The sequence below is a fragment of the Xanthomonas arboricola pv. juglandis genome, from assembly GCF_001013475.1.
Lineage (GTDB): Bacteria > Pseudomonadota > Gammaproteobacteria > Xanthomonadales > Xanthomonadaceae > Xanthomonas > Xanthomonas arboricola.
This window is the reverse complement of record NZ_JZEF01000003.1, coordinates 288,845-314,848: the sequence shown is the minus strand read 5'-3', so window position 1 is coordinate 314,848 and position 26,004 is coordinate 288,845. Positions and strand designations below refer to the sequence as shown.

The 26,004-nt window shown below is 66.2% G+C and carries 25 protein-coding genes, 5 tRNA genes and 1 other RNA gene; 10 read left to right on the top strand and 21 right to left on the bottom strand.

Annotated features, from left to right (window positions below; genetic code table 11):
* The first annotated feature begins 13 nt into the window (after nucleotides 1-13).
* From XARJCFBP2528_RS12215 to XARJCFBP2528_RS12200, 4 genes are read left to right on the top strand one after another with little or no spacing between them, the layout of a single operon-like run.
* Nucleotides 14-967, top strand: coding sequence for an AAA family ATPase (locus XARJCFBP2528_RS12215; RefSeq protein ID WP_016902524.1), 954 nt, complete (start codon nucleotides 14-16; stop codon nucleotides 965-967).
* A 5-nt stretch (nucleotides 968-972) separates the two neighbouring features.
* Nucleotides 973-1,929 (top strand): DUF58 domain-containing protein, encoded by a 957-nt coding sequence (locus XARJCFBP2528_RS12210; protein ID WP_016902525.1) that lies wholly within the window; start codon nucleotides 973-975, stop codon nucleotides 1,927-1,929.
* Complete coding sequence (locus XARJCFBP2528_RS12205; protein WP_016902526.1) at nucleotides 1,922-3,874, top strand: transglutaminase TgpA family protein; 1,953 nt, start codon at nucleotides 1,922-1,924, stop codon at nucleotides 3,872-3,874. The genes XARJCFBP2528_RS12210 and XARJCFBP2528_RS12205 overlap by 8 nt, the downstream gene beginning before the upstream one ends.
* Nucleotides 3,871-4,404, top strand: a complete 534-nt coding sequence (locus XARJCFBP2528_RS12200) for a Slp family lipoprotein (RefSeq protein WP_047124741.1) — start codon at nucleotides 3,871-3,873, stop codon at nucleotides 4,402-4,404. Before XARJCFBP2528_RS12205 ends, XARJCFBP2528_RS12200 begins: the two co-directional genes overlap by 4 nt.
* A 111-nt stretch (nucleotides 4,405-4,515) precedes the next feature.
* Here XARJCFBP2528_RS12200 and XARJCFBP2528_RS12195 read toward each other — a convergent pair whose 3' ends face one another.
* The 4 genes from XARJCFBP2528_RS12195 to dnaX form a co-directional block, all read right to left on the bottom strand.
* On the bottom strand, nucleotides 4,516-4,866 hold the full coding sequence (locus XARJCFBP2528_RS12195) for a histidine triad nucleotide-binding protein (RefSeq protein ID WP_016902528.1): 351 nt from the start codon (nucleotides 4,864-4,866) through the stop codon (nucleotides 4,516-4,518).
* A gap of 106 nt (nucleotides 4,867-4,972) precedes the next feature.
* Nucleotides 4,973-5,566, bottom strand: a complete 594-nt coding sequence (gene recR / locus XARJCFBP2528_RS12190; protein WP_016902529.1) for a recombination mediator RecR — start codon at nucleotides 5,564-5,566, stop codon at nucleotides 4,973-4,975.
* A gap of 100 nt (nucleotides 5,567-5,666) precedes the next feature.
* Entirely contained in the window at nucleotides 5,667-5,987 is a 321-nt protein-coding gene (locus XARJCFBP2528_RS12185) for a YbaB/EbfC family nucleoid-associated protein (protein WP_005913896.1), read from the bottom strand.
* A 6-nt stretch (nucleotides 5,988-5,993) separates the two neighbouring features.
* Nucleotides 5,994-8,024 carry a DNA polymerase III subunit gamma/tau gene (dnaX, locus tag XARJCFBP2528_RS12180; protein ID WP_016902530.1) on the bottom strand — a complete coding sequence of 677 codons (2,031 nt, stop codon included), beginning with the start codon at nucleotides 8,022-8,024 and terminating at the stop codon, nucleotides 5,994-5,996.
* A 237-nt stretch (nucleotides 8,025-8,261) separates the two neighbouring features.
* On the opposite strand from dnaX, the gene XARJCFBP2528_RS12175 reads away from it, so the two are divergent.
* Both XARJCFBP2528_RS12175 and ffs read left to right on the top strand, forming a co-directional pair.
* A tRNA-Ser gene (locus XARJCFBP2528_RS12175) sits at nucleotides 8,262-8,354 on the top strand.
* Between the two features lie 69 nt (nucleotides 8,355-8,423).
* Nucleotides 8,424-8,520: signal recognition particle sRNA small type (gene ffs / locus XARJCFBP2528_RS22500), an RNA gene on the top strand.
* Between the two features lie 249 nt (nucleotides 8,521-8,769).
* On the opposite strand, the gene XARJCFBP2528_RS12170 is transcribed toward ffs, so the two are convergent.
* The 6 genes from XARJCFBP2528_RS12170 to XARJCFBP2528_RS12145 all read right to left on the bottom strand — a co-directional run bounded on the left by XARJCFBP2528_RS12170 (nucleotide 8,770) and on the right by XARJCFBP2528_RS12145 (nucleotide 12,561).
* Nucleotides 8,770-9,219, bottom strand: a complete 450-nt coding sequence (locus XARJCFBP2528_RS12170) for a molybdenum cofactor biosynthesis protein MoaE (RefSeq protein WP_026064329.1) — start codon at nucleotides 9,217-9,219, stop codon at nucleotides 8,770-8,772.
* The gene (locus XARJCFBP2528_RS12165) at nucleotides 9,216-9,461 is read right to left on the bottom strand and encodes a MoaD/ThiS family protein (protein ID WP_016902532.1); all 246 of its coding nucleotides are present in this window, start codon (nucleotides 9,459-9,461) and stop codon (nucleotides 9,216-9,218) included. Before XARJCFBP2528_RS12165 ends, XARJCFBP2528_RS12170 begins: the two co-directional genes overlap by 4 nt.
* Nucleotides 9,458-9,955, bottom strand: coding sequence for a cyclic pyranopterin monophosphate synthase MoaC (moaC, locus tag XARJCFBP2528_RS12160; RefSeq protein ID WP_026064330.1), 498 nt, complete (start codon nucleotides 9,953-9,955; stop codon nucleotides 9,458-9,460). The genes XARJCFBP2528_RS12165 and moaC overlap by 4 nt, the downstream gene beginning before the upstream one ends.
* Before the next feature lie 76 nt (nucleotides 9,956-10,031).
* On the bottom strand, nucleotides 10,032-11,063 hold the full coding sequence (moaA, locus tag XARJCFBP2528_RS12155; RefSeq protein ID WP_016902534.1) for a GTP 3',8-cyclase MoaA: 1,032 nt from the start codon (nucleotides 11,061-11,063) through the stop codon (nucleotides 10,032-10,034).
* Nucleotides 11,063-11,812 (bottom strand): MBL fold metallo-hydrolase, encoded by a 750-nt coding sequence (locus tag XARJCFBP2528_RS12150; protein WP_016902535.1) that lies wholly within the window; start codon nucleotides 11,810-11,812, stop codon nucleotides 11,063-11,065. The genes moaA and XARJCFBP2528_RS12150 overlap by 1 nt, the downstream gene beginning before the upstream one ends.
* A complete protein-coding gene (locus XARJCFBP2528_RS12145) occupies nucleotides 11,812-12,561 on the bottom strand; it encodes a 3-deoxy-D-manno-octulosonic acid kinase (RefSeq protein WP_016902536.1) in 750 nt (249 codons plus the stop codon). Before XARJCFBP2528_RS12145 ends, XARJCFBP2528_RS12150 begins: the two co-directional genes overlap by 1 nt.
* A 20-nt stretch (nucleotides 12,562-12,581) precedes the next feature.
* Here XARJCFBP2528_RS12145 and XARJCFBP2528_RS12140 point away from each other — a divergent pair, with 20 nt between their 5' ends.
* Complete coding sequence (locus XARJCFBP2528_RS12140; RefSeq protein ID WP_047124740.1) at nucleotides 12,582-13,631, top strand: glycosyltransferase family 9 protein; 1,050 nt, start codon at nucleotides 12,582-12,584, stop codon at nucleotides 13,629-13,631.
* Nucleotides 13,632-13,853: 222 nt separating this feature from the next.
* On the opposite strand, the gene XARJCFBP2528_RS12135 is transcribed toward XARJCFBP2528_RS12140, so the two are convergent.
* Together XARJCFBP2528_RS12135 and XARJCFBP2528_RS12130 are read right to left on the bottom strand one after the other, a co-directional pair.
* On the bottom strand, nucleotides 13,854-14,258 hold the full coding sequence (locus XARJCFBP2528_RS12135) for a DUF6165 family protein (RefSeq protein WP_047124739.1): 405 nt from the start codon (nucleotides 14,256-14,258) through the stop codon (nucleotides 13,854-13,856).
* 99 nt (nucleotides 14,259-14,357) lie between these two features.
* A tRNA-Ser gene (locus XARJCFBP2528_RS12130) sits at nucleotides 14,358-14,448 on the bottom strand.
* A gap of 197 nt (nucleotides 14,449-14,645) precedes the next feature.
* Here XARJCFBP2528_RS12130 and XARJCFBP2528_RS12125 point away from each other — a divergent pair.
* A complete protein-coding gene (locus XARJCFBP2528_RS12125) occupies nucleotides 14,646-15,350 on the top strand; it encodes a PP2C family protein-serine/threonine phosphatase (protein ID WP_024938430.1) in 705 nt (234 codons plus the stop codon).
* Between the two features lie 600 nt (nucleotides 15,351-15,950).
* Here XARJCFBP2528_RS12125 and dnaQ read toward each other — a convergent pair.
* From dnaQ to XARJCFBP2528_RS12110, 3 genes are read right to left on the bottom strand one after another with little or no spacing between them, the layout of a single operon-like run.
* A complete protein-coding gene (gene dnaQ, locus XARJCFBP2528_RS12120; RefSeq protein ID WP_039523879.1) occupies nucleotides 15,951-16,685 on the bottom strand; it encodes a DNA polymerase III subunit epsilon in 735 nt (244 codons plus the stop codon).
* Nucleotides 16,686-16,704: 19 nt separating this feature from the next.
* The gene (rnhA, locus tag XARJCFBP2528_RS12115) at nucleotides 16,705-17,157 is read right to left on the bottom strand and encodes a ribonuclease HI (protein WP_024938428.1); all 453 of its coding nucleotides are present in this window, start codon (nucleotides 17,155-17,157) and stop codon (nucleotides 16,705-16,707) included.
* 31 nt (nucleotides 17,158-17,188) lie between these two features.
* Nucleotides 17,189-17,845: a hypothetical protein gene (locus XARJCFBP2528_RS12110; RefSeq protein WP_026064332.1), complete on the bottom strand. Its 657-nt coding sequence runs from the start codon at nucleotides 17,843-17,845 to the stop codon at nucleotides 17,189-17,191.
* 12 nt (nucleotides 17,846-17,857) lie between these two features.
* Here XARJCFBP2528_RS12110 and gloB point away from each other — a divergent pair, with 12 nt between their 5' ends.
* Nucleotides 17,858-18,625, top strand: coding sequence for a hydroxyacylglutathione hydrolase (gloB, locus tag XARJCFBP2528_RS12105; protein WP_016902543.1), 768 nt, complete (start codon nucleotides 17,858-17,860; stop codon nucleotides 18,623-18,625).
* Nucleotides 18,622-19,806 carry a lytic transglycosylase domain-containing protein gene (locus XARJCFBP2528_RS12100; protein ID WP_016902544.1) on the top strand — a complete coding sequence of 395 codons (1,185 nt, stop codon included), beginning with the start codon at nucleotides 18,622-18,624 and terminating at the stop codon, nucleotides 19,804-19,806. Before gloB ends, XARJCFBP2528_RS12100 begins: the two co-directional genes overlap by 4 nt.
* 675 nt (nucleotides 19,807-20,481) lie before the next feature.
* Here the strand turns inward: XARJCFBP2528_RS12100 and XARJCFBP2528_RS12095 are convergent.
* From XARJCFBP2528_RS12095 to lon, 6 genes are all read right to left on the bottom strand, one after another.
* Nucleotides 20,482-22,452: a peptidyl-prolyl cis-trans isomerase gene (locus XARJCFBP2528_RS12095; RefSeq protein ID WP_016902545.1), complete on the bottom strand. Its 1,971-nt coding sequence runs from the start codon at nucleotides 22,450-22,452 to the stop codon at nucleotides 20,482-20,484.
* A gap of 164 nt (nucleotides 22,453-22,616) precedes the next feature.
* Nucleotides 22,617-22,693: transfer RNA gene (locus XARJCFBP2528_RS12090), tRNA-Asp, on the bottom strand.
* Between the two features lie 95 nt (nucleotides 22,694-22,788).
* Nucleotides 22,789-22,865: transfer RNA gene (locus tag XARJCFBP2528_RS12085), tRNA-Asp, on the bottom strand.
* Between the two features lie 28 nt (nucleotides 22,866-22,893).
* A tRNA-Val gene (locus XARJCFBP2528_RS12080) sits at nucleotides 22,894-22,968 on the bottom strand.
* Nucleotides 22,969-22,979: 11 nt separating this feature from the next.
* Nucleotides 22,980-23,252: an HU family DNA-binding protein gene (locus XARJCFBP2528_RS12075; protein WP_016904732.1), complete on the bottom strand. Its 273-nt coding sequence runs from the start codon at nucleotides 23,250-23,252 to the stop codon at nucleotides 22,980-22,982.
* Between the two features lie 214 nt (nucleotides 23,253-23,466).
* A complete protein-coding gene (lon, locus tag XARJCFBP2528_RS12070) occupies nucleotides 23,467-25,938 on the bottom strand; it encodes an endopeptidase La (protein WP_047124738.1) in 2,472 nt (823 codons plus the stop codon).
* Nucleotides 25,939-26,004 lie beyond the last annotated feature (66 nt).

Sequence of the window (26,004 nt, the reverse complement as noted above, 5' to 3'; positions counted from 1 at the left end):
CTACGGAATTGTGATGTCGACACCGCTGCGTTCCACGGAAATGCTAACCGATGCGCTGCGCCAATCGCTGCGGCGCGCACAAGACCAGGTCAATTCACTGCTGCTGGGCAAGGCGCAGGAAGTGCGCCTGGCGTTCGTGGCACTGCTGTCCGGCGGACATCTGCTGATCGAAGACCTGCCCGGCCTGGGCAAGACCACCCTCGCCCACGCAATGGCCTCCAGCCTGGGGCTGGGCTTCCAGCGCGTGCAGTTCACCTCCGACCTACTGCCGGCAGACGTGCTGGGCGTGTCGGTCTACGACGCCGCCTCGCGCCAGTTCCAGTTCCATCCCGGCCCGGTGTTCACCAACGTGCTGCTGGCCGACGAAATCAATCGCGCCCCGCCGCGTACGCAAAGCTCGCTGCTGGAGGCCATGGCCGAACAGCAGGTCACGCTCGACGGCGTCACCCATGCGTTGCCGGAGCCGTTCTTCGTGATCGCCACGCAGAACCCGGTCGATCTGTCCGGCACCTTTCCGCTACCGGATTCGCAACTGGATCGCTTCCTGCTGCGGCTCAGCCTGGGCTACCCCAGCGCCGACGCCGAGCGCGCGTTGCTGTCGGGCGTGGATCGGCGCGAGCTGATCGCCCAGGCCGCACCCCAGCTCAGCGACGCCGACGTGGTGGCACTGCGCACGGTGGTGGGCCAGATCCATACCAGCGATGCGCTGATCGGCTATGTGCAGGCCTTGCTGCTGCGCAGCCGCCAGCACGCAGGAGTGCGCGTGGGGCTGTCGCCGCGTGCCGGCATCGCGCTGCTGCGCGCGGCCAAGGCCTACGCGCTGCTGCTCGGCCGCGAGCACGTGCTGCCGGAAGACGTGCAGGCGTTGTTCGTGGCGGTGGCCGGGCACCGGCTGGTGCCGGAGGCCGAATCCTCGTCCGGGCCGGCATTGGCCAAGGCGCTGCTGCACAGCGTGCCGGTGGACTGACCCAGGTGCGTGCGCACGTGCGCGGCATTGGCCGCCGACTCAGCCTGCTGGCACGCCCGCGGGGCGCGGAGGCCTTGCCGATCGTGCTGGATCGGCGGCGCATCTACGTGCTGCCGACGCGCTTCGGGCTGTTCGTCACCGCCTTGCTGCTGGCGATGCTGCTGGGCGCATTGAACTACAACAACAACCCGGCCCTGCTGCTGGCGCTGTTGCTGGCCACTGCCGGGATTGCCAGCAGCATCATGGCGCACCTGCAGTTGTCGGCACTGCGCGTCGAGGCGGTGTCGGCCGAACCGGTGGTCGCCGGCGAACCGTTGCGCATGCGGGTGTCGCTGGCACGTCGCGACAGCCGCGCACGGCGTGGGCTGCGCCTGGATCACCTGGACAGCAGCGGCTTCTGTGCGTTGCTCGAGCACGACATGGCCGAGGTCGACCTGGCGGTGCCCACCGAACGGCGCGGCTGGCAGGACATCGAACGCATCCGCCTGTCCAGCACCCAGCCGCTGGGGCTGGTGCGCGCCTGGTCGTGGGTCTGGCCGGAGACACCGCTGCTGGCCTATCCCAGGCCCGAGGAACAAGGGCCGGCATTGCCCGAGGGCGCCGGTTCGCCCAACCAGACCCGCCTGCACCCGCAAGGCGAGGAGCTGCACCAACTGCGCCCGTATCGCGCCGGCGATGCGCCACGCACGATTTCCTGGAAGCACTCGGCACGCCGCGACAGCCTGCTGGTGCGCGAGTACGAGCAGCCGCTGGGCATCGAAGTCACGCTGGACTGGCGCACGCTCAATGCGCTGCCGTACGAGCGCCGCATCGCGCGGCTTGCCCGCTGGGTCAACCTGGCCGAGCGCGACGGGCGGCGCTACCGCTTGTTGTTGCCAGGCCAACCGCCGCTTGGGCCTGCGCAAGGTCCGGCCCACCATCACCTGTGTCTGCGCGCCCTGGCCCTGCTTCCCCATGACTGAGCCGTCCGTCCCGATCACCCAGGCCAGCCGCGCCTGGGTGCTGGTCACCAGCTGGCTGGCACTGGCGCCGTTGCTGTTGCAGCTGCCCGGCCTGCTCGCCGGCACCGTTGCCGTGGCCGCCGTGCTGGTCGGCGTGCTGAGCTGGCGCGGCACCGTGATGGCACCGGTGCGGCTGTTGCTGGTGGTGGCGATGCTGGGCGCGGTGTACTGGCAGATCGGCATGCGCTTCGGCCGCGACACCGGCTGCGCGGTGCTGGCCGCGATGCTGGCGATCAAGGCCTCCGAGCTGCGCACCTTGCGCGATGCGCGCAGCCTGCTCGGCTTTGCGTTGTTCGCCCCGTTTGCGGCGTTTCTGCTCGACCAGGGGCCGGCGACGATGGGGCTGGCGCTGCTGGCGGTAGTGAGCGCGCTGCTGAGCATGCAGCGGCTGGCCGACGAGGAACACCGTACCGCCACGCCTGCGCTGCGGATGCAGTTGCGCGGCATCGGCAAGCTGGTCGCCATCGGCGTGCCGCTGGCCCTGGCCACGTTCTGGCTGCTGCCGCGTCTGAGCTCGCCGCTGTGGGGCGTGCCCGAGCGCGCGCTGTCGCGGCCGGGCCTGTCGGACAACATGTCGCCGGGCGAATGGATCGACCTGATGGCCGACGACAGCCCGGCGCTGCGCGTGCAGTTCACCGGCAACGCGCCACCGCCGCAGCAACGCTACTGGCGCGGGCCGGTGATGTGGGACTTCGATGGCCGGACCTGGCAGCGCGCGCGCTGGACCGGCCGCGGCCAACCCGCCTCGGTCACCGCCGGGCCGCAGCGCTATCGCTATCGCCTGGACTACGAGCCCACCGATCGTCGCCAGCTGGTGTCGCTGGACCTGCCCACGCAGGCGGTGGCCAATGCCGAGCTGTCACCCGACTACGAACTGTTCGCGCAGCGGCCATTGAGTGCGTTGACCCGCTGGGAGCTGCAATCGGCGCCACCGGCACGCTTCGACACCGACCTACCCGACCAGTTGCGCAAGCGCGCCCTCGCCCTGCCGCCGGGCTTCAATCCACGTACGCTCGCGCTGGCACGGCAATGGCGCGCGGAAGCCGGCAGCAACGACGATGCCGTGGTGCAGCGCGCGCTGCAGTGGATCACCCGCGACTTCGCCTACACCCTGGATACCCCCCTGCTCGGCCGCAACAGCGTCGACGAATTCCTGTTTCAGCAGAAGGCCGGGTTCTGCGAGCACTTCAGCTCTTCGTTCGTGGTGCTGATGCGAGCGGCCGGCATCCCCGCGCGCGTGGTCACCGGGTATGCCGGCGGCACCTACAACGGCTTCGGCAATTACTGGGTGGTGCGGCGCATGGATGCGCATGCCTGGACCGAAGTCTGGCTGGCCGGGCGCGGCTGGGTGCGGGTGGACCCCACCGCGGCGGTGGCGCCGGAGCGCATCTACGACACGCTGGAAGACCGCGTGCAGGTCGGCGCGGGCAACAATTTTGCCCAGCTCGGCATGTGGGCCAGCCTGGGCCAGGTCAGCGACCTGCTGCGCCGCGGCTGGAACGATCTGGTGCTGTCCTTCGATGCCGACCGCCAGCAGCGGCTGCTGCAACCCTTCGGCATCGATCGCCTGGACAGCTCACAGCTGGCCGCCATCTTCGGCGTGTTTGCGGTCAGCGCGCTGGCGTGGATGGGTTGGCTGCTGGCGCGCGGCGAGCGTGAACGCGACCCGCTGCTGCGCGCCTGGCATCGCCTGGGCCGCCGCTACGACAAGCTCGGCCTGGCCCGCGAACCGCACGAACCGGCCATCGCCTGGGCGCAACGTGTCGCCCGTTCACACCCGAATCCGGCATTGTTGGCACTCAGCCAACGTTTCGCTGCCGCGCGCTACGCTGGCGCTGATTCGGACAGCGCCTCACTCCTCAAAGATCTGCAGCAGCATCGCCCGCGAACCGGAGCTTCCTCATGAGTACCCGCTTTCTTCTTCCCATTGTCGCCGCGCTCGGGCTCGCCGCCTGCGCCACCGCGCCCAAGCCGCTGCAGGGTCAGTTCCCTACGGTCAGTCCGAGCGATTCCACCGCCAGCGCCCAGGTCGGCACGTCGGTGCGCTGGGGCGGCAAGATCATCCAGACCAAGCCCGGGCAGGGCCAGACCTGTTTCGAGCTGATCTCGCGTCCGCTCAATGCCAGTGGCCGTCCGGACCGCAACGCCGTGGACGCCAGCGATGGCCGCTTCCTGACTTGCCGCTCGGGCTTCTACGACCCGGCCGTGTTCGAGCCCGGCCGCGAAGTGACCTTCATCGGCAAGATCGAAGGCTACGAAACCACCAAGATCGGCGAGTACGACTACAAGTTGCCCAAGGTGAATGCCGACGTGGTCTACCTATGGCCGGTCGTGCGCGAGGTGGATGTGGTGCCGGCCTATCCGTACGGCCCGTGGGGCGACCCGTGGGGTCCGCGCTGGGGCGGTGGCTGGGGCTGGGGCCGCGGCTGGTGGTAATCGACCGCTGAGTCAGTGACACGCAAAAACGCCGCTCGCAGGGAGCGGCGTTTTTGTTTATGCGATACGGCGGCTCAAACAGGCGCTGACGCGCTCGATCAAGCAACCAGGTCAGGGCGTGCCGAACCGTCCCAGCGGCGCACCGGCCAGCAGATGCAGATGGATATGGAACACTGTCTGGCCGGCATGCTCGCGGCAGTTCATCACGATGCGATAGCCGTCCTGTGCCAGCCCCTGCTCCCGTGCATACGACGCTGCAGCGAGTGCGAGCCTGCCCACCAACAACGCCTGCTCCGGCGGCACGTCGTCCAGCGTGGGAATGGCATGCTGCTTGGGAATGAACAGCACATGCACCGGCGCCTGCGGTGCGATGTCCTGAAAGCCCAGCACCTCGTCGTCTTCATAGACGATGTTGGCCGGAATTTCGCGACGAATGATCTTGCCGAAGATGGTGTCGGTCATGGGTGGGGAATCGGGAGTCGGGAGTGGGGAATCGCAAGAGCTTACCGCGCGCGCCACTGCTTTTCGCTTCTCCAATTCTCGATTCCCCAATCCCGATTCCCCGCCCTCAAAGCACCTCACCCCGGGTGCCGAAGGCATGCGACAAGGTGCCGCGATCGACGTATTCCAGCTCGCCGCCCAACGGCATGCCCTGCGCGAGCCGGCTCGGGCGCACCGCATGCTGGCGGGCAAGCTGCGCCAGGTAATGCGCGGTTGCCTCGCCTTCCACGGTGGCATTGGTGGCGATGATCATTTCGGTGACCTCACCGGTGGCCAGACGCTCGCCGAGCCGGTCCAGGCCCAGCTCGCGCGGGCCGATGCCGTCCAGCGGCGACAGCCGGCCCTGCAGGATGAAGTACAGCCCACGGTAGCCGGTGGCATGTTCGATCGCCAGGCGATCGGCCGGCGATTCCACCACGCACAGCTGCTGCCGGTCGCGGCTGCTGCTGGCACAGATCGCGCAGATCTCCGCCTCGGTGAAGTCGCGGCATTGCACGCAATGGCCGACCTTTTCCACCGCATTGGCCAGCGCCGCAGCCAGGCGGCGGCCACCCTCGCGCTCGCGTTCGAGCACGTGGTAGGCCATGCGCTGGGCCGATTTCTGGCCCACACCCGGCAATACCCGGAAGGCCTCGATCAGTTGTTCGAGAAGAGAGGACATTGGGTGGCCGGGATTGGGAATTGGAGATTTGGGATTCGCAAATGCAGAAGCGGATCTCGCTTCCAGCCAATCCCCAATCCCGACTCCCGAATCCCCTCGCTCAGAACGGCAACTTCATGCCCGGCGGCAGCTGCATGCCGGCAGTGGCCGAGCCCATCCGGTCCTTGGATTCGGCGTCGATCTTGTTGGAGGCGTCGTTGAAGGCGGCGGCGATCAGGTCCTCGGCCATTTCCTGGTCGGAGAGGATGCTCGGGTCGATGCGGACCTTGCGGCACTCCTTGGCGCCGGTCAGCGTCACGCTGACCATGCCGCCGCCGGCGGTGCCGGTGACTTCCAGCTTGGCCAGCTCTTCCTGGGCGCGCTGCAGGTTTTCCTGCATCTTCTGCGCCTGCTGCATCAATTGGGCAATGTTCCCACGCATGTGTCGTTACTCGTCGTAAGGGCGGATGGAATCGGGGACGACCCGCGCGCCTTGCTGCTGAATCAGCTGCTGCACGTTCGGGTCGTTCATGAACGCTGTTTCGGCCGCGCTCTGGCGCTCGCCTTTCTGGCGGCTGGCCCGCTCGTGCAGGGTCTCGACATCGGCGTTGCCGGTCTCGATGACGATGCGCGGCGTATTTCCCAACTCGGGCGCGAGTGCCTGCGCAAGGTTGGCGATGGAACGCTCGGAATTGAGATATTCGAAGCCCGGCGCCAGCGCCAGGCGCAGCACGCCGTCGCGATGGCCGATGAAGGCGGCATTGGCGGCGAGCTGTCGCGAGGGACCGTTCAAGCCGCTGCGGGTGACCAGATCCAGCCACTGCTCGGCGTCGGCGATGTGGCCGTTGTCGAGCAGGGGCGATGGATCGGTTGTCGGTTCCGGTGCCGATACGGAGGGTGCGGCAACCGATGGCATCGATACCACCGCCGCTGCAGATGCAGGTACCCCAGCCGCTGCGGCAACTGCCACCGCAGCTTCGGGCGCGACCGCAGCCGGCAACGTCGCAGCGGCTGCTGTGGGTGGCGCCATTGCCGCTTCCGGCGCCAGCACGGGCGTCGCCGCAGCGACGGGGGCAGCGTTGGCGCGCACCGGCGCATCGTCCATTGCCCAGGGCGGCGTGTCGTCGCTGCGCGTGGGAGCTGTCGATGGGCGGCTATCGGTCGACGCTTGCGCAGCGGGCAGCACCACGACAGGCGCGGGCGCAGCAGCGACTGGCGCCGGTGCGGCGACCGCAGCCACGGCAGCAGGAGCGGCCTCCAGGTCGGCCGGTTTCGTCACCGCTGCGGGTGCTGGTGCGGCTGCCACCGGTGTGGCGGCCTGCACGCCAATTGCCGCAGAACGCGCATGACCGCCCGCGCTGGCACCACGTCCATCGTCGCTGCCGCCAGCCGGCACTGCCGCCGCTGGGCGGAAGGCGAGCATGCGCAGCACCGCCATCTCGAAACCGGCGCGCGGACTCGGCGCCAGATACAGATCGCGACGGCCGTTGAGCGCCATCTGGTACCACAGCTGCACCACTTCCGGCCGCAGCTGCGCGGCATAGGCAGTCGGGTCGATGCCATCGCCGACGAATGCCACCGACGGCACCAACTGCTGCACCTGGATGCGGTGCAAGGCCTCGGCCAGCGCCTCCAGCACGCCACTCCAGTCGGGCGAGAATTCGGCCAGCGCGGCGACCACCTGCATCAGGCGCGCGCCATCGCCGTCGGCCAGCGACTGCAGCATCGCGCCGACCTGGGTGCGATCGACCGTGCCGAGCATGGTGCGCACCACGTCCTCGCGCAGCGCGCCGCCGGCATAGGCAATGGCTTGGTCGAGCAGCGACAGGCCGTCGCGCAGCGAACCGTCTGCGGCCTTGGACAGCTGCACGATCGCCGATGGATCCGATTCGATCTGCTCGGCGGCCAGGATCCGGGTCATCTGGCCCTGGATCTGGTCCTCGTCCAGCCGCTTGAGGTTGAACTGCAGGCAGCGCGACAGCACGGTCACCGGCAGCTTCTGCGGGTCGGTGGTGGCCAGCAGGAACTTCACATGCTCGGGCGGCTCTTCCAGCGTCTTCAGCAGCGCATTGAACGCGGCCTTGGAGAGCATGTGCACTTCGTCGATCAGATAGACCTTGAACTTGCCGCGCGAGGGCATGTACTGGGCGTTCTCGATCACCTCGCGCACATCGTCCACGCCGGTATTGGACGCGGCGTCGATTTCCAGCAGGTCGATATAGCGGCCGGCGTCGATATCCAGGCAGGCCGGGCACTGGCCGCACGGATCGGCACTGGTGCCGGTCTCGCAGTTCAGCGATTTGGCGAAAATGCGCGCAATCGTGGTCTTGCCCACGCCGCGGGTGCCGGTGAACAGGAATGCGTGGTGCACACGCCCACTGTCGAGCGCGTTACTGAGCGCGCGGACCACGTGTTCCTGGCCTACGAGTTCGGCAAAACGCTTCGGGCGCCACTTGCGGGCGAGAACAAGATAAGACATCGGGCAACCAGCTTCCTCTGAACCGATATTGTGCCATGGCGCGTCAAGGGGTTCGTTCAGCGGCCGTGGTGCCCCCGGCGTTGCCACCCACCGGAGGACTGACAAACAGCGTCGGTGGCCGGCTAGACACCTGCGCTGGCGCCGTCATGCCGGACTGGCAGATCCTTTACCTTGTTAATGGCGCCCGCGGCGGCTAGAATCCCGCTCCTGCCGACGACCCGGTCGCACGGCAGGTACGGAGAGGTGTCCGAGTGGTTGAAGGAGCACGCCTGGAAAGTGTGTAAGCGTCTAAACCGCGCTTCGGGGGTTCGAATCCCCCTCTCTCCGCCAGTTTCATGATCCTGCAATGCGTTTGCATGGATCCAGGGTCACGCCAGTGACCCACGTCTTATGGTGGCCCCGTCGGTCCCTCGCGACGCTAGATCGAAAATCCCGCCAGGGCCGGAAGGCAGCAACGGTATCGATTGATGCGGGCGCCGAGGTCAACCGGCGGGGACACCACCCCAACCCCAGACTGATAGCGCATCGACAGATGCCGCACGCACTCGGCGCGCAATGCAGACGGTGTGCAGCCGCCACTGCGACTCGGCACTTTGCAGCCATGCCCAAAGCTGGCCAGTGATTTGCACCGGCCGCGGCGATGGCTCGGAAATATGCGCAGCGTCAGGCGCTTTCCGGCGCGCTCAACCGGCGGAACACCAACCTGATCTTTTGATGTTCCCGCAGCGCGTGACCTGCGAGCGCACTACTGCGTCTGCGATTCCGGATGCAGCCAGCCGGCATCGCCTTCCAGGTAATGCTCGTGCTTCCAGATCGGCACGCGTGCCTTGACCTCGTCGATGATGAAGCGGCAGGCATCGAATGCGGCGCCGCGATGTGCCGCACTGACGCCGACCCACACTGCCATGTCGCCGATGCGCAGCTCGCCCACGCGGTGCACGCAGTAGGCGTTGACGACGGCAAACCGACTCATTGCCTCGTCGAGCACGCGCTGGCCTTCGGCCTGCGCCAGCGCGGCGTAGGCCTCGTAGCGCAGCCCGGCCACGCTGCGGCCCTCATTGTGATTGCGTACCCAGCCTTCGAAACTGGCAAACGCGCCGGCATGCGGGTGTTCCAGCGCAGCGCGCAAGCTGTCGACCGGCAATGGCACGTCGGAAAGCGCAAAGAGGGCGGAAGTCTGCTCGCTCATGCTCAACCTCCCGACACCGGCGGAATAAACACGATTTCACTGCCATCGCGCACGCCGTCCTCCCAGCGCGCGAACGCGCCATCCACCGCCACGCGCAGCTGCGCCGGCGTCCAGCGCAGGCCATGGCGCGTATCGAGTTCGGCATAGAGCGCGCGCAGGTCCTGCGCCTGCGAGTGCACCTGCTCGCTGGCAATGCCCGCTGCCTCACGCAGGCTGGCGAAATACAGCACCGTCACTGTCGTGCTCATTGGTTTGCTCCGATATCGCGCTTGCCACCACGCTTGGACACCAACCTGGTCGGGCCGATGCTCATGCTGTGCGACAACGCCTTGCACATGTCGTAGACCGTCAGGGCCGCCACGCTGGCGCCGGTGAGCGCTTCCATTTCCACACCGGTGCGATGCACGCAGCGCACCGTGCAACGGATGTCCAGCAGCTGCCCGCCCGCCCAGTCAATCTCGAACCGGCACGCATCGATCGGCAACGGGTGGCAGAACGGAATCAACTCGTGCGTGCGTTTGACCGCCATGGTGCCGGCGATCACCGCGGTCTCCACGATGCCGCCCTTGGCGCTGCGCAAGCCATTGGCGCGCAACTGTGCGGCGACGGCAGCCGGAAAACGCACCCGGCTTTGCGCGGTGGCGCTGCGCGCGGTGACCGCCTTGTCCGAGACATCCACCATCGTGGGCAGTCCGGAATCGTCCAGGTGGGTCAGGCGTGCGGAACGGGATTTTGCAGGCATGGGAAACGACACGATGACAGGCACTCAGGATGCGACATTCTCGGTGAACGGGGCGCCTGGATGGAACAGCAGCGCCTTACCCGCCGATCAGGAACATCTCCACCGGCTTGCCACGGCGCGGTGTCGATGCACGGACCTCGCTGTAGCGGTCGCCACGTACGCTCCAGCGCGCACGCAGATGCTCGGACAACCCATGCTCGCCCTCGGCCAGGGCCGGCTTGAGGTCATGGCCCTGGCTGGCAAACAGGCAGGTGTACAACTGCCCGTCGGCCGACACGCGTGCGCGCTGGCAATCGCCGCAGAACGGCACGCTGACCGAACTGACAAAACCCACCTCGCCGGCGCCATCGGCAAATGCATGCCGCTGCGCCACTTCGCCGGTGTAGTTGGCATCCAGCGGCAGCAATGGCCAGCGCGCGTGGATGCGCGCGTGCAGTTGCGCCGAGGTCACCACCGCATCGGCGGTCCAGCCGTTGCAGCTGCCCACATCCATGAACTCGATGAAGCGCAGCACGTGGCCGCTGCCACGGAAGTGCTCCACCAGGGGCAGCACCTGATCTTCGTTGACGCCACGCTGCACCACGCAGTTGATCTTCAGGCGCTGGAAGCCGGCCTGCTCGGCAGCGGCGATACCGGCCAGTACCTGCGCGATCTCGCCGCGGTTGCCGCTCATGCGTCTGAACAGCTCCGGATCCAGGGCGTCCATGCTCACCGTGATCCGGCGCAGCCCGGCCTGGCGCAGCGCCACCGCCTGACGCGCGAGCAAGGTGCCGTTGGTGGTCAGCGCCAGATCCTCGATGCCCTCGATCGTGGTCAGGCGCGCAATCAGGCTGGGCAGATCGCGACGCAACAGCGGCTCGCCACCGGTCAGGCGTACCTTGGTGACGCCGACCGAGACGAAGGCACGCACCAGCGTTTCCAGCTGATCGAAGCTCAGGCGCTGCTGCGCATCGAATCCGTAATCGTCGGGCACGCGATCGGCCGGCATGCAGTAACCGCAGCGGAAATTGCAGGCCTCGATGACCGACAGGCGCAGGTCGCGCAGCGGCCGGCCATAGCGGTCCTGCATCGGCGCAGCGGTCAGGTTCGGCAACAGCAGGGCGCCCATCAGGGCACCATGGCGGCAGTCGGCTCCGCCAGCGGCAGATGTTGACCAGGCACGGCTACGCGATGGCCGCGTGCGCGGAGCACGTCGCCGTCGGCGTCGCTGGCGTAGTGGTACAGCAGCATGCGGCTCAACAGGTCCTGCGGGTATTCCCGCTCCAAATCGTCCACCCCAGTATGCGACGGGTTGCCGTGAACGCCGCAGTCATGCGCGATGAGCTCGCTGTCATCGGCATAACGGGCCAGCATTTCCGGGATCGGCCGGGTGTCGCCACTCCAGACCAGCGCCCCCTTCAGCCGCAGCCCGTAGGCGGTCTCCGGCCAGTGGTGGCGCGCCGGGAACACTTCCAGCCGCACCCCGTCGTGCCAGAACGCGTCGCCGACCGGCACCAGCTGGAAGGCATCCCAGAAGTTCGCGCCGCCCTCGGCCAGCACGTTGGGGTAGTCGGCGATCCGCCGCTGCAGCAACGGCACCACCGGCGCCGGTACGTACAGGCGCGTGCGGCCGCGGCGTTGGGAGAAATAGCTGTCCACGAACAGCCGTTCCAGCCCGCCGACGTGGTCCAGGTGCACATGGGTGATGAAGACCGCCTGCGGCAGATGACCATACTGGGCCTGGTAGGCAGTCAGCCCTTCGCTGCCGCAATCGATGGTCAGCCACGGCGCGCCGGCGCGCTCGATGGTGGCCATCGGCGAACCGAGCGCCACCGCCGACGCATTGCCGACCCCTTGCACCCGCAACGCCCAATTCATCAGTAACCCCGGCCCCAGGCCAGTTCGTACGCGCGATGCAGGCGTTCGTAATCCTTGTCGACCTCTTCGCGGCTGCGGTTGCCGCGCAACTTCAGCAGCGAGCGATGCAGGCGCTTGAGATTGCCTTCGCGCCAGCGCGTGGCCGGAATGCGCAACACGCCGCGGTCGAAATCGATCAACCAGCCATGCCCGCCGGCATCGAACAGGATGTTGTGCGCGTTGAGATCGGCATGATCCAGGCCGGCGCGATGAAAGCGGGCGAGCAGCCGCCCGGTTTCTTCCCACGGCGCACCGCGCCCGGCGACCTGCGCATGATCGGCGAGCGAGCGCACGTTCTCCAGGCGCTCCATCAACAATGCAGCGCGATAGCTCAGCCCCTCGCGCAGATAACAGGCCGCCAACGGGCGCGGCACCGGCAACTTGCGCCTGAGCAGTTCGCGCATCAGCCGGAACTCGGCAAAGCTGCGCGTGCGCCCGGCGCCCTTCCACAGATAGTGATCGCGGCTCACGCGCGCGGCCATGCCGCCGCGCAGGTACTGCCGCAACACGCTGTGACCGAACGGCGCATCCACGAACCACGCCCCACCGCGCCCGCCTTCATCGACCGGCCGTGCCCTGTCGCCCCAGCGTTGCGGCGAAAACAGCCCGGCATCGGCTTGCCGCAGCCGTTCGCGGTCGAACAGAATGGCGCCATAGCCGCGGCCTTCGCGGTACGGCGCCAGCGCTTCAGTGGCGTCGAAAGAAACCATCTATCGAGTCTAACAACACCATGGCTTCTACGCCCGCCTCGTTATGCCTGCTGCGCCTGTCCGCCCTGGGTGACGTCACCCATGTGGTGCCGCTGGTGCGCACCTTGCAGGCGGGATTTCCGGCAAGCCAGCTGCATTGGATCATCGACAAGGCTGGGCTGAAATTGCTCGACGGCCTGCCCGGCGTGCAGTTCCATGCCTACGACAAGCGCACCGGCGTGGCCGGCATGCGCGCGCTCCGCCGCTCGCTGGCGCCATTGGGTCGCTTCGATGCGCTGCTGCAGATGCAGGTGGCCTTGCGCGCCAACGTGCTGTCGGCCTTCGTGCCGGCGCGGCGGCGGATCGGCTATGACCGCAGCCGTTCCAAGGACCTGCACGGCCTGTTCGTCAACGAGCGCATCGCCGACCGCCCCGGCATCCACGTGCTCGACGCCATCGGCAGCTTCGCGCAGCCGCTCGGCCTGACCCAGACCCAGGTGCGCTGGGACTTGCCGGTTCCCGACGACGCGCATCGCTGGGCACGCGCACAATGGGACGACGATGGCCGCCCGGTGCTGATGATTTCGCCGTGCTCCAGCCACGCACGCCGCAACTGGTATCCCGACCGCCACGCCGCGCTGGCCGACCATGCCGCAGCGCAAGGCTGGCGGGTCGTGCTGTGCGGTGGCCGCAGCGAGCTGGAACGCAGCACCGCCGATGCCATCGTCGCGGCCGCGCGCACGCCGGTGCTGGACCTGGTCGGCAAGGACACGCTCAAACAACTCCCCGCCCTGCTCGCCCGCGCCGATCTGGTGGTCACCCCCGATTCCGGGCCGATGCACATCGCCAACGCGATGGGCACCAAGGTGCTGGGCCTGCATGCGGCCAGCAACCCGCTGCGCAGCGGCCCGTACTCGGACGTGCGCTACTGCGTGGACCGTTACGACGCGGCGGCCCGCAAATACCTGGGCAAGCCGGCCGACCAACTGAAATGGGGCACCAAGATCGAATTCGACGAGGTGATGGCGCTGATCACCGTGGACGATGCAATCGCCGCATTCGAGCGTTATCGCAGCGATCATCCGCGCTGAGGATGGGCATCGGATCGGCACTCGAACAGGCGTTCAATCGCTGCGCCGTGGCGCAGATGCCCAGGACAGCCAGGAAACAAGAGCGAAACACCGCCAGCTCACGCGCGCGGCAGCCAACCACCGCGGTGCCGGCCGACTCGAAGTGTGGCGGCGCACCAGAAAGCGCCGCGCACCCACCGACCACCACGTGTATCGGTTACGCAGACCTGCAGTCAGCGGCTTTCAGACACCGTTAGCGCGATAGTCCTGATACGACTTCTCTTCCACGTACGACGAACCCAGCGCCAGGTTGATCTCTTTCTTGATGCGCGCGCGTTCGTCGTTTTCGATATAGACGCTGCGCGCCAGCTGCACGAAGCTGTCGTCGAAGGTCTGCGCCTGCTCCTTGAGCCGGATGTCGTCCTCGATCACCCACAGCCGCTCGTTGACGGCCTTGAGCGCCGCACGCAGACGCACGATGTCGTGGCCGGCGGCCGGATGCGCCATCCAGCTGGTCTCCAGCGCGGACAGCTCGCTGCGCACGTTGGCCAGCTTGACGGGGTCGCTCATGCGCTCGGACTTGATCTGCAGGATCGCGATCTTGTCGAGCAGCTCACCAAAGGACACGGGCACCAGGATCTCGGACATGACAGGCCTCCAACGGATATCGGGCGGATTGTAGCCAGCGCAGCAGCGCGCGGCGGCGACACATAAACAAAAGCCCCCTTGCGGGGGCTGATGCGAATCTGGCGGAGAGGGGGGGATTCGAACCCCCGAGGCGCTATAAACGCCTGCCTGATTTCGAGTCAGGTACATTCAACCGCTCTGCCACCTCTCCAGATGGTCCCCAGTGTCCTGGGGCCGTGCATCATACGGGCACCGGCGCCCAGCCACAAGCGGCCCGGGCCGGCATCGCCGGCACGATCGAAGGTCCGGGCGTGAACCCGCCCTGCGGCATCGGCGATCGGCGTGTTGCTGCGGGCCGGCCGCGCCGCGATGATGGTCACGCACCTCCTTCCTTGGCGACCCGCCCCCATGCTCGAATTCGGACACCTTACCCATGTCGGCCTGCGCCGTGACCTCAACGAGGACACGTACTACGGCGACAGCGAGCTGGGGCTGTGGCTGGTGGCCGATGGCATGGGCGGGCATGCCTGCGGCGAAGTGGCCAGCGCCCTGGCGCGCGAAACCATCGTGCGCGAGGTGCGCGCCGGCACCCCGCTGGCCCAGGCGGTACGCATCGCCGACGAAGAGATCATCAAGACCTCGCGCCGCTGCAACGACACCTTGCCGATGGGCACTACCGTCGTCGCCGCGCGCGTACTGGGCCAGCGCTTCGAAGTGGCCTGGGTCGGCGACAGTCGCGCCTACCTGTGGCGCGACGGCCGGCTGGCGCAGCTGAGCCAGGACCATAGCTATGTGCAGGAACTGATCGCCCAGGGCACGCTGACCAGCGAACAGGCGCGCGCGCATCCGCATCGCAATGTGGTGACCCAGGCGCTGGGCGTCACCGATCCGGTCCACCTCAATGTCGCCACCATGCAGGGCGAGCTCAAATCCGGCATGCAGCTGCTGCTGTGCAGCGACGGCCTCACCGAAGAAGTCGACGATGCCGCGATCGCCGCGACCCTGTCGCAAGCCGATTGCAGCGCACAGGAATGTGTCGAATGCCTGGTCGCCGCCGCACTCGATGGCGGTGGATCGGACAACATCACCGCGATCCTGGTGCGCAGCTACTGAAAGCGGCCAACAAGACCTAGCGAGTGCCCGGCTGGCGGTGAGCGCAAGGGTGTTGTTGGCCCGCATCTGGTTGAAGGCAGACAAGCGCCTGGTCGGTCGAGGGCGCGATGTCCTCACTGCCTGCGGGTCACGCCGTAAATCTAGCCCTAAGGACTCGCTGGCAGCATCCAGGCCGCCAAGGATCCCGGAACCGTCGAGAGCAGTGCACCAGAGCGTGAGTCGGCTACCTGGTTGAACACCATGCACTCCGACCATCTCGACAGGTCCTTGCCCGCCCACCGTCGCGGGACCTTACGCGGCATGGATGCCGCGTAAGAGCCTACAGGGACGTACTTGCGGCGTGTCCCGCGATGGTGGGCGGGCAAGGGCCCTGCAGCCAGGCCGCAGATCACCAGCCTGCAGCGAAGAGCAACATCATCCCGCTCCGCACTAGACCAGAGAGACATCGTTTTGTTGGCAGAGCCAAGCTCGGGCATCGAACCCGCGCGGTAGCTACTCCGGGCGCGCAATTCGCGGCCTCGCCGGGCACCAACTACGCACTGCACTCCCACCACATCGCCACGCCGCACGACAGCAGGACACCAGTTGCCAAAAGCCGCACTACCCGGCAGCAGCCACCTCTTCGACCGGCGCATCCCACAACGCGCGCCCGGCCTTCTTGCGCAGGTGCGCCAGGCGCGCCTCGTGCGCCTGCGACTCCGACGCGGTCACCACCACCCGTGCGCGCGGCAACAGCAGCGCCGGATCGAAGGTGATCATGCCCTCGCCATGCTCGCTGCGCTGGCCGGTATCGGCGCTGGCAAAGCCAATTTCTTCCTGGCCCGAGGTCAGCGCGATGTACACATCGGCCAGGATCTGCGCATCGAGCAAGGCGCCATGCAACTGGCGATGCGAGTTGTCCACGCCCAGGCGCTTGCACAAGGCATCCAGCGAGTTGCGCTGCCCCGGATAGCGCTCGCGCGCCATCATCAGGGTATCCACCACGGTGGCGCGCTCGACGATACGGCCGTAGTTGTCGCCCAGCAGCGACAGCTCGTTGTCCAGGAAGCCCAGATCGAACGCGGCGTTGTGGATGATCAGCTCCGCGCCGTCGATGTAGGCCAGGAACTCCTCGACCACATCGGCAAACAGCGGCTTGTCGGCCAGGAACTCCAGGGTCAACCCCGTCACTTCCTGCGCACCCGGCTCGAAATCGCAATCGGGCTTCAGGTAGCGATGGAAGTTGTTGCCGCTCGGGCGCCGCTCCAGCAGCTCCACCGCACCGATTTCGACGACGCGGTTGCCCTTGCGCCATTCCAGGCCGGTGGTTTCGGTATCGAGAATGATCTGACGCATGAATCCTCTTGCTGATTGCTTACGCGGTTGCGCTGCCACCGCGCTGGGCGATGGCCTGATTGCGGGCGAGCACGTCGACGCGCTCGTTGTCCGGGTCACCATTGTGGCCTTTCACCCAACGCCAATCGATGCTGTGGCGTTGCGTGGCCGCATGCAGGCGCTCCCACAGTTCACGGTTCTTGACCGGGTCGCCGCCAGCGGTTTTCCAACCGCGGCGCACCCAGCCGGACATCCACTCGGTAATGCCCTGGCGCACGTATTGCGAGTCGGTATGCAGCACGATCTGGCACGGCTCGGTGAGCGTTTCCAGCGCCATGATCGCCGCCATCAACTCCATGCGGTTGTTGGTGGATGTCGCTTCGCCGCCGGACAATTCCTTCTCGCGGCCGTTGTAACGCAACAGGGCCGCCCAACCGCCCGGCCCGGGATTGCCGAGGCAGGAGCCGTCGGTATGCACTTCAATGGATTTCATCGGCTTCTGGTGTTTGGAAAGTGGTCAATCGTCAGATCGTGGCTACAGGCTGCGGCCAGCGCGAGGGCATCGCGATCGGGGTCGGCCCGATCGAAGCGGCAGCGCGCTTTTCCACTTCGAGCAGATAGACCGCACGCCAGGGTGCGCGATCGGCGCCGGTGGCGCCACGCCCGGTGCGCCAGATCGGCCCCAGGTAGCGCTCGGTCTGAACGCATTGCAGCCCCGCACGCTGCGCCAGCAGCCGCCAGCGATCCGGCCGCAACGCCACCGGACCACGCCGCGCCCAGCGGAAGCGGTACGGGCTCAGCGGATTGAGCGTGAACAGCCATAGCCGGCCGCCCGGCATCAGCAGCCGCTCGCATTCGGCCAGGAATTCCGCCGCGCCGCCCACCACCGCATGCTGCACCACGATGGCCTGCAGGCTTTCGGTCGGCAACGGAAACGGCATGGCGCAGCGCGCGTCGCCCGCAAAGCGGCCAGCGCTGCGATGCAGCCGCAGCCCTCGCCCCTGCAGGAGCTCGCGTGGCGGCAGCTCGGGAGTGGGCGTCAGCCACAGCCAGGGCTGCGACGGACGCGTCTGCAGCGCCGCAAGCGCCAATCGGCGCTCCAACTGGAGCAGGCTGCGCCCTGCACCTGTTTCAAACCAGGATGAGACGCCAGCTTGACGGGAGAATGGCGTGGCAGGCATGGTCCCAATTCTATGCGACTGACTGCACTGCCCGCATTCGACGACAACTACATCTGGGCGCTGGTCGCCACCGATGGCCGCGCAGTCATCGTCGATCCCGGCCAGGCCGAGCCGGTGTTCGCCGCCGCAGAGCGCGAAGGCTTCAGTCCCAGCGCCGTCCTGCTGACCCACCACCATGCCGACCACATCGGCGGCGTGGCGGCGCTGCAGCAGCGTTGGCCGGACCTTGCGCTATACGGACCTGCCGACGAACGCATCCCCACAGATGCCCGCCGCGTGGGCCAGGGCGAGCGCTTGAGCCTGCTTGGCATCCATTTCGATGTGCTGGAAGTGCCGGGCCATACCCGCAGCCACCTCGCCTTCGTCACCGACCGCCATCTATTCAGCGGAGATACCCTGTTCAGCCTAGGCTGTGGGCGGATGTTCGAAGGTACCGCTCCTCAGATGTTCGACTCCTTGCAGTGCCTGGCCTCCCTGCCTGGCGAAACGCTCGTGTGTTGCGGCCACGAATACACCTTGGCCAACGCGGCCTTTGCGTTGCACGTCGATCCCACCAACGCTGCCTTGCAGCGCCGTCAACAGGAAGCCCAGGCCATGCGTCATGCAGCCCGTCCTACCCTGCCGATTTCGCTCAAGAGTGAACTGGCCACCAATCCGTTCCTACGTACCAGCAGTCCTGAAATCCGCGCCGCCGTAGCATCGCGCGCAGCCGGCGCACCTTCCTCTGAAGTTGACGTTTTCGCCGAACTTCGGCGCTGGAAAGACGAATTTCGCGCATGAGGCGCCTGCTTCTGGCAGTGCTGACCGCATCGGCGGTCATCGCACCCGCAGCCGCATCGTCCAACGACGCAAGCCGCCCCAAACCCGCAGAGAGCTCGATCGCCCAGACCGCCACACCCGAGGTGCGCAATGGTCGGGAGATCTTTTCGTCGTTCCTGGACGGTCGCGCCGATCCCGGCTGCGACAGCGAGCATAGCGATACGCGCTGGGAACAACATTTTTCGCGCGCGCCGGCCCGCCTGGCGGACGACGCACAGGATGTCTTGCCGCTGTTCGGCTACGTGGTCGATGAATTGCGCGAAGCCGACATGCCGACCGAATTTGCGCTGATTCCGTTCGTCGAAAGCGGTTATCGCCCGGGCGCCCGCAACGGCAGCGGTCCCGCCGGCCTCTGGCAGTTCATCGCCACCACTGCGCGCAACCACCATGTGCCGGTTGGCGCGCAATATGACGGCCGCCTCTCGGCAGTGGATTCCACTACGGCGGCGGTGCGTTATCTCAAGACGTTGTATGGCATGTTCGGCGGCGATTGGCGCCTGGCGCTGATGGCCTATAACGCGGGCGAGTATCGCGTGCTGCAGGCCATGCGCTCGGCCGGCATGAACGCGCAGAATGCTCGCCCGTCCGAATTGCCCGGCATGTCCAAGGTCACCTATGAGTACGTGGAAAAGCTGCACGCGCTGGCCTGTGTGCTGGACCATGCGCAGCAGCAAGGCAATCTGTTGACCTCGCTCGACCGCCCGGTACCGGTACTCACCGAACATGCATTGCCGGCCGGCACCAGCCTCAACGCCTTTGCCGGACAACGCGACATCGAGCCGCAACTGCTGGCCCGGCTGAATCCGGCGCTGGCCAGCGCTCGCGCCGCACCGCGTGGCGTGCATGTGCTCGCCCCGATCGCACCTGCGCAACCAGGTGCAACAGGCGCCTTGGTCGCGGCCGCCGAAACAGACAGTAACGCCGACAACAACGCTGCCGCTCCCACGGTCGTTGCCGCCGCGGCGACGAGGGCATCCAGGCCACAAGCGCGCACCACGCATACGGTGCGCAACGGCGAATCCGCCTGGGCCATCGCACGCCGCTATGGCGTGACCGTCACGACACTGCTGACCAGCAATGGCCTGGACAAGCGCGCCGTGCTGAAGCCCGGCATGGTGTTGTCGTTCGAAGACACACCCTGACCTAAGCCGCCTGCCTCCGGCGCCGTTCCGGCGCCGCTGACACTGCAGCGGCATGCTTTTCGCCGATGTTGCGCATGGGGAAGTTGAGCACCGCGCTGCGCAAGCGACGGTCGGATGCGAAGAGAGCGCCTGACATTTCCCCTTTGCCTGCGCCGCTGCAGCGATGCCATACGGAATCGGAAACCTATGTGGAGTCGGGAACGGACGTACTCGCAGCCGATTAACCCGCTATCACTGCAAGCCGACCGACATCGCAGTTGATCGAGCGCGCCTGCAGCGCCTGCCGCCAACCGCCATGTAGCCACCCGTAGGCGCACCAAACGCGCAACCCGACACTGGCTTTTCTGGCCTGGCAGATTGGCCTGGCAGATCAGCGCGCTAAATGACGCACGTCTTTGCGACCGCACGCCTGCAACCATGACGCGCGAAATCCGCAACCCCGCAGACCTGTCTCCAACGGATGGCAATGCGCACGACGTCAGATCAGTTGCGGCGGGCCATCGCAGTGACTTAGCCAGTTGCTGCGGGAATCCAGTGCCTGGCCCACGCAACCACAGACTCGCCGCAGCGCCAGCGGCGGGATACTCCACACGAACACTGGCACCTGCCCACGGCATCGGCCAAAGAAAAAGCCCGGTTTCCCGGGCTCTTTCTCCACCAGTCGAACAGCAGCGGTTACAGCTGCGCCTCTTCGATCTGGATCTTGTAGCGCTTGCGCATTTCCTTGACGTACGCCTGTGCCGCGTTGTTGCCGTCGATCTGGCTCAGCTGCTCGCGCAGCATGGTCTGCTGCTCGGCCGGCATCTGCTTCAGATCGCCCGGAGTCGCCTTGCTGATGACGAACACCGCAAAGCGTCCGCCATCCAGCTCCACCTTGCCCACCGACGGCTTGCCTTCGGTCGGACGCAGCGCGCTGAAGATGGCGCGGTTTGCCGCCGGCGTCGGAATCGGCGCGGTGCGCGGCAAGCCCGGGATCGGCTGCACCTGCAACTTCTCGCTGGCGGCCAGCGCCTGCAGGGTCTCGCCTTTCCGTACACGTGCCAGCAATGCGTCGGCAGCGGCCGCGGCGGCCTTCTCGCTGCGGTCCGCGCGGACGGCGGCGATTACCTTCTCGCGCACCTTGTCCAACGGCAGGGCCGCCTCGGCGGTGTGGTTGGTCACACGCAACACCACGCTGTGGTTCGGCCCGATGGTGATCGGATCGCTCACCGTGCCGTCCTGCACCAGCGTTTCGGAGAATGCCGAACGCAGCACCGCCGGATTGGCCGCGATACCGCTGGCATCGGCGCGCGAGAACGGGCCCAGCGTCTGCACCGGCAGACCGACCTGCTTGGCTGCCGGCTCCAGCGCGGTGGGATTCTTGTAGACCTGATCCACCAGCTTGCCGCTCACATCCGTAAACGCCTTGTCGGCATCGGCCTTGAGCTGCTCGGCGGCGAGCTGATCGCGCACCTGCTCGAACGACTTGCCCTGGCCGCCCTTGACCTCGCGCAGCTGGATCACGTGGTAACCGAACTCGCTCTTGATCGGGCCGACCACCTCGCCAGCCTTCATCGAGAACAAGGCATCTTCGAACGGCTTGACCATCGTGCCCTTCTCGACCCACCCGAGATCGCCACCAGCGCCCTTGGAACCGGGGTCCTGCGAATTGGCCTTGGCCAACGCGGCGAAATCGGCGCCCGGCTGCTTGGCTTCCGCAGCCAGCTTGGCCGCTTTTTCCTCGGCGGCTTTCTGCGCGGCAGGATCGCTACCGGCGGCGATCAGGATGTGCGATGCCAGACGCTGATCCGGCTCGACAAAACGCGCTTTCTCTTCGTCGTAGCGCTTGCGCAGCGTCGCCTCGTCAGCGGCGGTTGCCGGCGGCAACTTGGCGGCATCGAGTTCGACATACTCGATCGTCACCGTCTCCGGCTGACGGAAATCCTGGGTATGCCCGTCGTACCACTGCTTGATCTGTGCATCGCTGACCGGCGCGGTATCGGCGGCCGGTGGCGGCAGCATGGCCAGCTGCACGTCGCGCGTTTCGCCCATCAGCTTGAGCAAGCGCTCGAAATCTGCCTTGGTCGCAAAGCCCGACTCGGCGATCGCCTGCGGAATCACCGACTGCTGCAAGCTGTCGCGCACCAACGCATCGAACTGCGCCGGCGTGCGCGGCGGCGTGCCCTGCGCAAGTGCAGCGCGGTACTGGTCGGGGCTGAATTTGCCGTCGACCTGGAACGCCTGAATGCCGGCGATGTAATCGCGCACCGTCGCATCGCCGATCACGATGCCGGCATCTTCGGCACCCAGACGCACGACTTGCTCGTCGACCAACTGGTCGAGCACCTGCAATTTGTTTTCGCGCGATTCGAACGTGCGCGGATCGAAATTCTCGCCCTGGCGCTGCCGCTCCTGCATGCGCGCCTGCTCGAAGCGGGCGCGGAAATCCTGGGTACTGATTTCATGGTGCTGCCACAGCAGCGAGACCGGCCACCACGACGGTGCCGATTTCCACCACATCGGTGGCGCCTGCACCTTGGCCACGTTATTGGCGCCAATGCCGCCGAGGTAGCTGTTGTCGATGACGAACAGGAACGGAATCATCAGCAACCCCAGGATGGCGGTAGCGATCCAGCCTGACGTCTTGTCGCGAAGTTTCTGCAGCATTGGCAAATCACGGCCTGTGGGCGAGCCGCGCAGTGTAACGCGCCTGACGCCGGGCACCCAGCCCAATCCCGCACCGCACCGGATCCGGCATGGCTTTCGGCGCGCAATTGCCGCGCTGGCGCAAAAAAAAAGCCCCCGGCACGAAGCCGAGGGCTTTGTATAACTGGCGGAGCGGACGGGACTCGAACCCGCGACCTCCGGCGTGACAGGCCAGCATTCTAACCAGCTGAACTACCGCTCCGCTTTAAACTTGGACTGCTGCTTCCCCACCATTTCCGCAATGCGAATGCGGTGGAGAAAACGAAGCCCCCAATCGCTCAGGGGCTTCGGTATAACTGGCGGAGCGGACGGGACTCGAACCCGCGACCTCCGGCGTGACAGGCCAGCATTCTAACCAGCTGAACTACCGCTCCGCGCTTGAAACATTTGCCTGGTGCTTAATGGTGGGTGCTGAGGGTTTCGAACCCCCGACCCTCTCCGTGTAAGGGAGACGCTCTACCGCTGAGCTAAGCACCCTAGCGAGTCGATTAGTTTACTGCATCCTTCAGGGCTTTGCCAGCCTTGAATGCAGGATTCATCGAAGCAGCGATCTTGATGCTGTCGCCGGTCTTCGGATTGCGGCCGGTACGCTCAGCGCGCGCGCGGACCTGGAAGGTGCCAAAGCCAACGAGGGTGACGGCATCGCCCTTCTTCAGCGCCTTGGTGATTTCGCTCACAACCGCGTCAACAGCACGGCCGGCCTCAGCCTTGGAGATGTCAGCGGCAGCGGCAACGCCATCGATCAATTCGGTTTTATTCATTCTTGAAACTCCCTTTGCGGCAGATGCCGCGGAATCGACAATCGGCGCTCTTGCCGTTAGCGAAGAACCCGACACAAGTGGTATCGCGTGACGCATCACAATTTGCCGCGCCCACGAGTCGTGCATTTATACCAGCGCCCCCAACCGCACGCAAGCCAAAACCCAATAACGACGCGGGTTTTGGCTTGTTTTGCCTGGGTTTAGACAGGCGGTTTTAATGCTTGACGCGGGTACCCGGAGTAGTGCGTGACTTGCCGCGAACGGCAACCCGCGAAGCCGTCTTGCGGGCCTTTTCCTTACCCGCCTTCTTCGGTGCCAGCGGACGCTCCAATGCGAGATCCAGCACTTCGTCGATCCACTTGACCGGCACGATCTTCAGATCGCGCGTGACGTTGGCCGGGATGTCGGCCAGATCCTTGCGGTTCTCGTCGGGGATCAGCACGGTGCGGATGCCACCGCGCAACGCTGCCAGCAACTTCTCCTTCAGGCCACCGATCGCTGATACACGACCACGCAAGGTGATCTCGCCGGTCATCGCCACATCGGCGCGGATCGGCACCTTGGTCAACACCGACACCAGCGAGGTCACCATCGCGATACCGGCGCTCGGGCCATCCTTCGGCGTCGCGCCGTCGGGCACGTGCACGTGCACGTCCTGCTTCTGCAGGAAATCCACATCGATGCCGAGTCGCTCGGCGCGCGAACGCACCACCGACAACGCAGCCGATGCCGATTCCTTCATGACGTTGCCGAGCTGACCGGTCAGGATCAGATTGCCCTTGCCCGGCACCAGCGTGGACTCGACCTGCAGCAGCTCGCCGCCGACTTCGGTCCAGGCCAGCCCGGTCACCAGGCCGATTTCGTTCTCCTCTTCGGCACGGCCGAAATCGAAGCGACGCACGCCCAGATACTTGTCGAGGTTCTTCGCGTTGACCGCGACCAGGGCCTTGGGCTTGCCCTTTTTGGCTGCCAGCTTCTTGGCATCCGGCTGCGGGCCGGCAAGCGCGATTTCCTTGACCACCTTGCGGCAGATCTTGGCCACTTCGCGCTCGAGGTTACGCACGCCGGATTCGCGCGTGTAGTAACGCACGATGTCCTGGATCGCATCGCTGCCGATCTCGATCTCTTCCGGCTTCAGGCCGTTGGCCTTGATCTGCTTGGGCACCAGGTAGCGCATGGCGATGTTGAGCTTCTCATCCTCGGTGTAGCCGGGGATGCGGATGACTTCCATACGGTCCAGCAACGGACCGGGAATGTTGAGCGAGTTGGAGGTGGCGACGAACATCACCTCCGACAGGTCCAGATCCACTTCCAGATAGTGGTCGTTGAAGGAGTTGTTCTGCTCCGGATCGAGCACCTCCAGCAACGCCGACGACGGGTCGCCGCGGAAGTCCATCGACATCTTGTCGATCTCGTCCAGCAGGAACAGCGGGTTCTTGCTGCCGACCTTGTTGAGGTTCTGCACCAGGCGGCCGGGCATCGAACCGACGTAGGTCCGGCGATGGCCACGGATCTCGGCCTCGTCGCGGATACCGCCCAGGCTCATACGCACGAACTTGCGGTTGGTCGCTTTGGCGATCGACTGGCCGAGCGAGGTCTTGCCCACGCCCGGCGGCCCGACCAGGCACAGGATCGGCCCCTTCATCTGCTTCACGCGCGACTGCACGGCCAGGTACTCGAGGATGCGCTCCTTGACCTTGTCCAGGCCATAGTGATCGGCGTCCAGGGTGTCCTCTGCGACCTTCAGGTCCTTGCGGACCTTGGTGCGCTTCTTCCACGGCACGCCCAGCAGCCAGTCCAGATAGTTGCGCACCACGGCAGCCTCGGCGGACATCGGCGACATCTGCTTGAGCTTGTTGAGCTCGGCCTTGGCCTTGGTCTCGACCGGCTTGGGCATGCCCGCCTCGGCGATCTTGCGCGCCAGTTCCTCCAGCTCGCCCGGCGCATCGTCCAGATCGCCCAGCTCCTTCTGGATCGCCTTCATCTGCTCGTTGAGGTAGTACTCGCGCTGGCTCTTCTCCATCTGCGACTTGACCCGGCCGCGGATGCGCTTTTCCAGCTGCTGCACATCGATCTCGCCGTCCACCAGTCCGACCAGCAGCTCCAGCCGCTCGCCGATCTCGGTGATTTCCAGCAGGCGCTGCTTGTCGGCCAGGCGCACGCCGATGTGCGCGGCGATGGTGTCGGCCAGACGGCCCGGCTCGTCGATGCCGGCCAGGGTCTGCAGCAACTCCGGCGGCAGCTTGCGGTTGGTCTTGACGTACTGCTCGAACAGCGACATCAGCGAACGCGCGATGGCCTCCACTTCGCGCGGCTCACGCGCGTCGCTGGCTTCGATCTCGATGCCCTGGCCCTGCAGCGCGCCATCCAGCTCGACGACCTTGTCGACGGTGACCCGCGACAGACCTTCGACCAGCACCTTGATGGTGCCGTCGGGCAACTTGAGCAGCTGCAGCACCTGCGCGAGCGTGCCGACGGTATAGAGGTCGCTGGCGGTCGGGTCGTCGGTTTCGGCCGACTTCTGCGCAACCAGCAGGATGCGCTTGTCCGCCTCCATGGCTTTTTCCAGCGCGCGCATCGACTTGTCACGGCCGACGAACAGCGGAATCACCATGTGCGGAAACACCACCACGTCGCGCAGCGGCAACACCGGCAGATCGAGAACTTCTGGTTGGGACTGGGCCATGGGGCGCTCCGCAGGAATGGGGGTTTTGGGGCGTAAAAAAAGCCGATGGCCCCGTTATGGGGCCAT

Bases quoted from the DNA above. Each gene is read 5' to 3' on its own strand.
- XARJCFBP2528_RS12215 (WP_016902524.1), top strand. From the start codon at position 14: ATGTCGACACCGCTGCGTTCCACGGAAATGCTAACCGATGCGCTGCGC.
- XARJCFBP2528_RS12205 (WP_016902526.1), top strand. From the start codon at position 1,922: ATGACTGAGCCGTCCGTCCCGATCACCCAGGCCAGCCGCGCCTGGGTG.
- XARJCFBP2528_RS12200 (WP_047124741.1), top strand. From the start codon at position 3,871: ATGAGTACCCGCTTTCTTCTTCCCATTGTCGCCGCGCTCGGGCTCGCC.
- XARJCFBP2528_RS12195 (WP_016902528.1), bottom strand. From the start codon at position 4,866: ATGACCGACACCATCTTCGGCAAGATCATTCGTCGCGAAATTCCGGCC.
- recR (WP_016902529.1), bottom strand. From the start codon at position 5,566: ATGTCCTCTCTTCTCGAACAACTGATCGAGGCCTTCCGGGTATTGCCG.
- XARJCFBP2528_RS12185 (WP_005913896.1), bottom strand. From the start codon at position 5,987: ATGCGTGGGAACATTGCCCAATTGATGCAGCAGGCGCAGAAGATGCAG.
- dnaX (WP_016902530.1), bottom strand. From the start codon at position 8,024: ATGTCTTATCTTGTTCTCGCCCGCAAGTGGCGCCCGAAGCGTTTTGCC.
- XARJCFBP2528_RS12165 (WP_016902532.1), bottom strand. From the start codon at position 9,461: ATGAGCACGACAGTGACGGTGCTGTATTTCGCCAGCCTGCGTGAGGCA.
- moaC (WP_026064330.1), bottom strand. From the start codon at position 9,955: ATGCCTGCAAAATCCCGTTCCGCACGCCTGACCCACCTGGACGATTCC.
- moaA (WP_016902534.1), bottom strand. From the start codon at position 11,063: ATGGGCGCCCTGCTGTTGCCGAACCTGACCGCTGCGCCGATGCAGGAC.
- XARJCFBP2528_RS12150 (WP_016902535.1), bottom strand. From the start codon at position 11,812: ATGAATTGGGCGTTGCGGGTGCAAGGGGTCGGCAATGCGTCGGCGGTG.
- XARJCFBP2528_RS12145 (WP_016902536.1), bottom strand. From the start codon at position 12,561: ATGGTTTCTTTCGACGCCACTGAAGCGCTGGCGCCGTACCGCGAAGGC.
- XARJCFBP2528_RS12140 (WP_047124740.1), top strand. From the start codon at position 12,582: ATGGCTTCTACGCCCGCCTCGTTATGCCTGCTGCGCCTGTCCGCCCTG.
- XARJCFBP2528_RS12135 (WP_047124739.1), bottom strand. From the start codon at position 14,258: ATGTCCGAGATCCTGGTGCCCGTGTCCTTTGGTGAGCTGCTCGACAAG.
- XARJCFBP2528_RS12125 (WP_024938430.1), top strand. From the start codon at position 14,646: ATGCTCGAATTCGGACACCTTACCCATGTCGGCCTGCGCCGTGACCTC.
- dnaQ (WP_039523879.1), bottom strand. From the start codon at position 16,685: ATGCGTCAGATCATTCTCGATACCGAAACCACCGGCCTGGAATGGCGC.
- rnhA (WP_024938428.1), bottom strand. From the start codon at position 17,157: ATGAAATCCATTGAAGTGCATACCGACGGCTCCTGCCTCGGCAATCCC.
- XARJCFBP2528_RS12110 (WP_026064332.1), bottom strand. From the start codon at position 17,845: ATGCCTGCCACGCCATTCTCCCGTCAAGCTGGCGTCTCATCCTGGTTT.
- gloB (WP_016902543.1), top strand. From the start codon at position 17,858: ATGCGACTGACTGCACTGCCCGCATTCGACGACAACTACATCTGGGCG.
- XARJCFBP2528_RS12100 (WP_016902544.1), top strand. From the start codon at position 18,622: ATGAGGCGCCTGCTTCTGGCAGTGCTGACCGCATCGGCGGTCATCGCA.
- XARJCFBP2528_RS12095 (WP_016902545.1), bottom strand. From the start codon at position 22,452: ATGCTGCAGAAACTTCGCGACAAGACGTCAGGCTGGATCGCTACCGCC.
- XARJCFBP2528_RS12075 (WP_016904732.1), bottom strand. From the start codon at position 23,252: ATGAATAAAACCGAATTGATCGATGGCGTTGCCGCTGCCGCTGACATC.
- lon (WP_047124738.1), bottom strand. From the start codon at position 25,938: ATGGCCCAGTCCCAACCAGAAGTTCTCGATCTGCCGGTGTTGCCGCTG.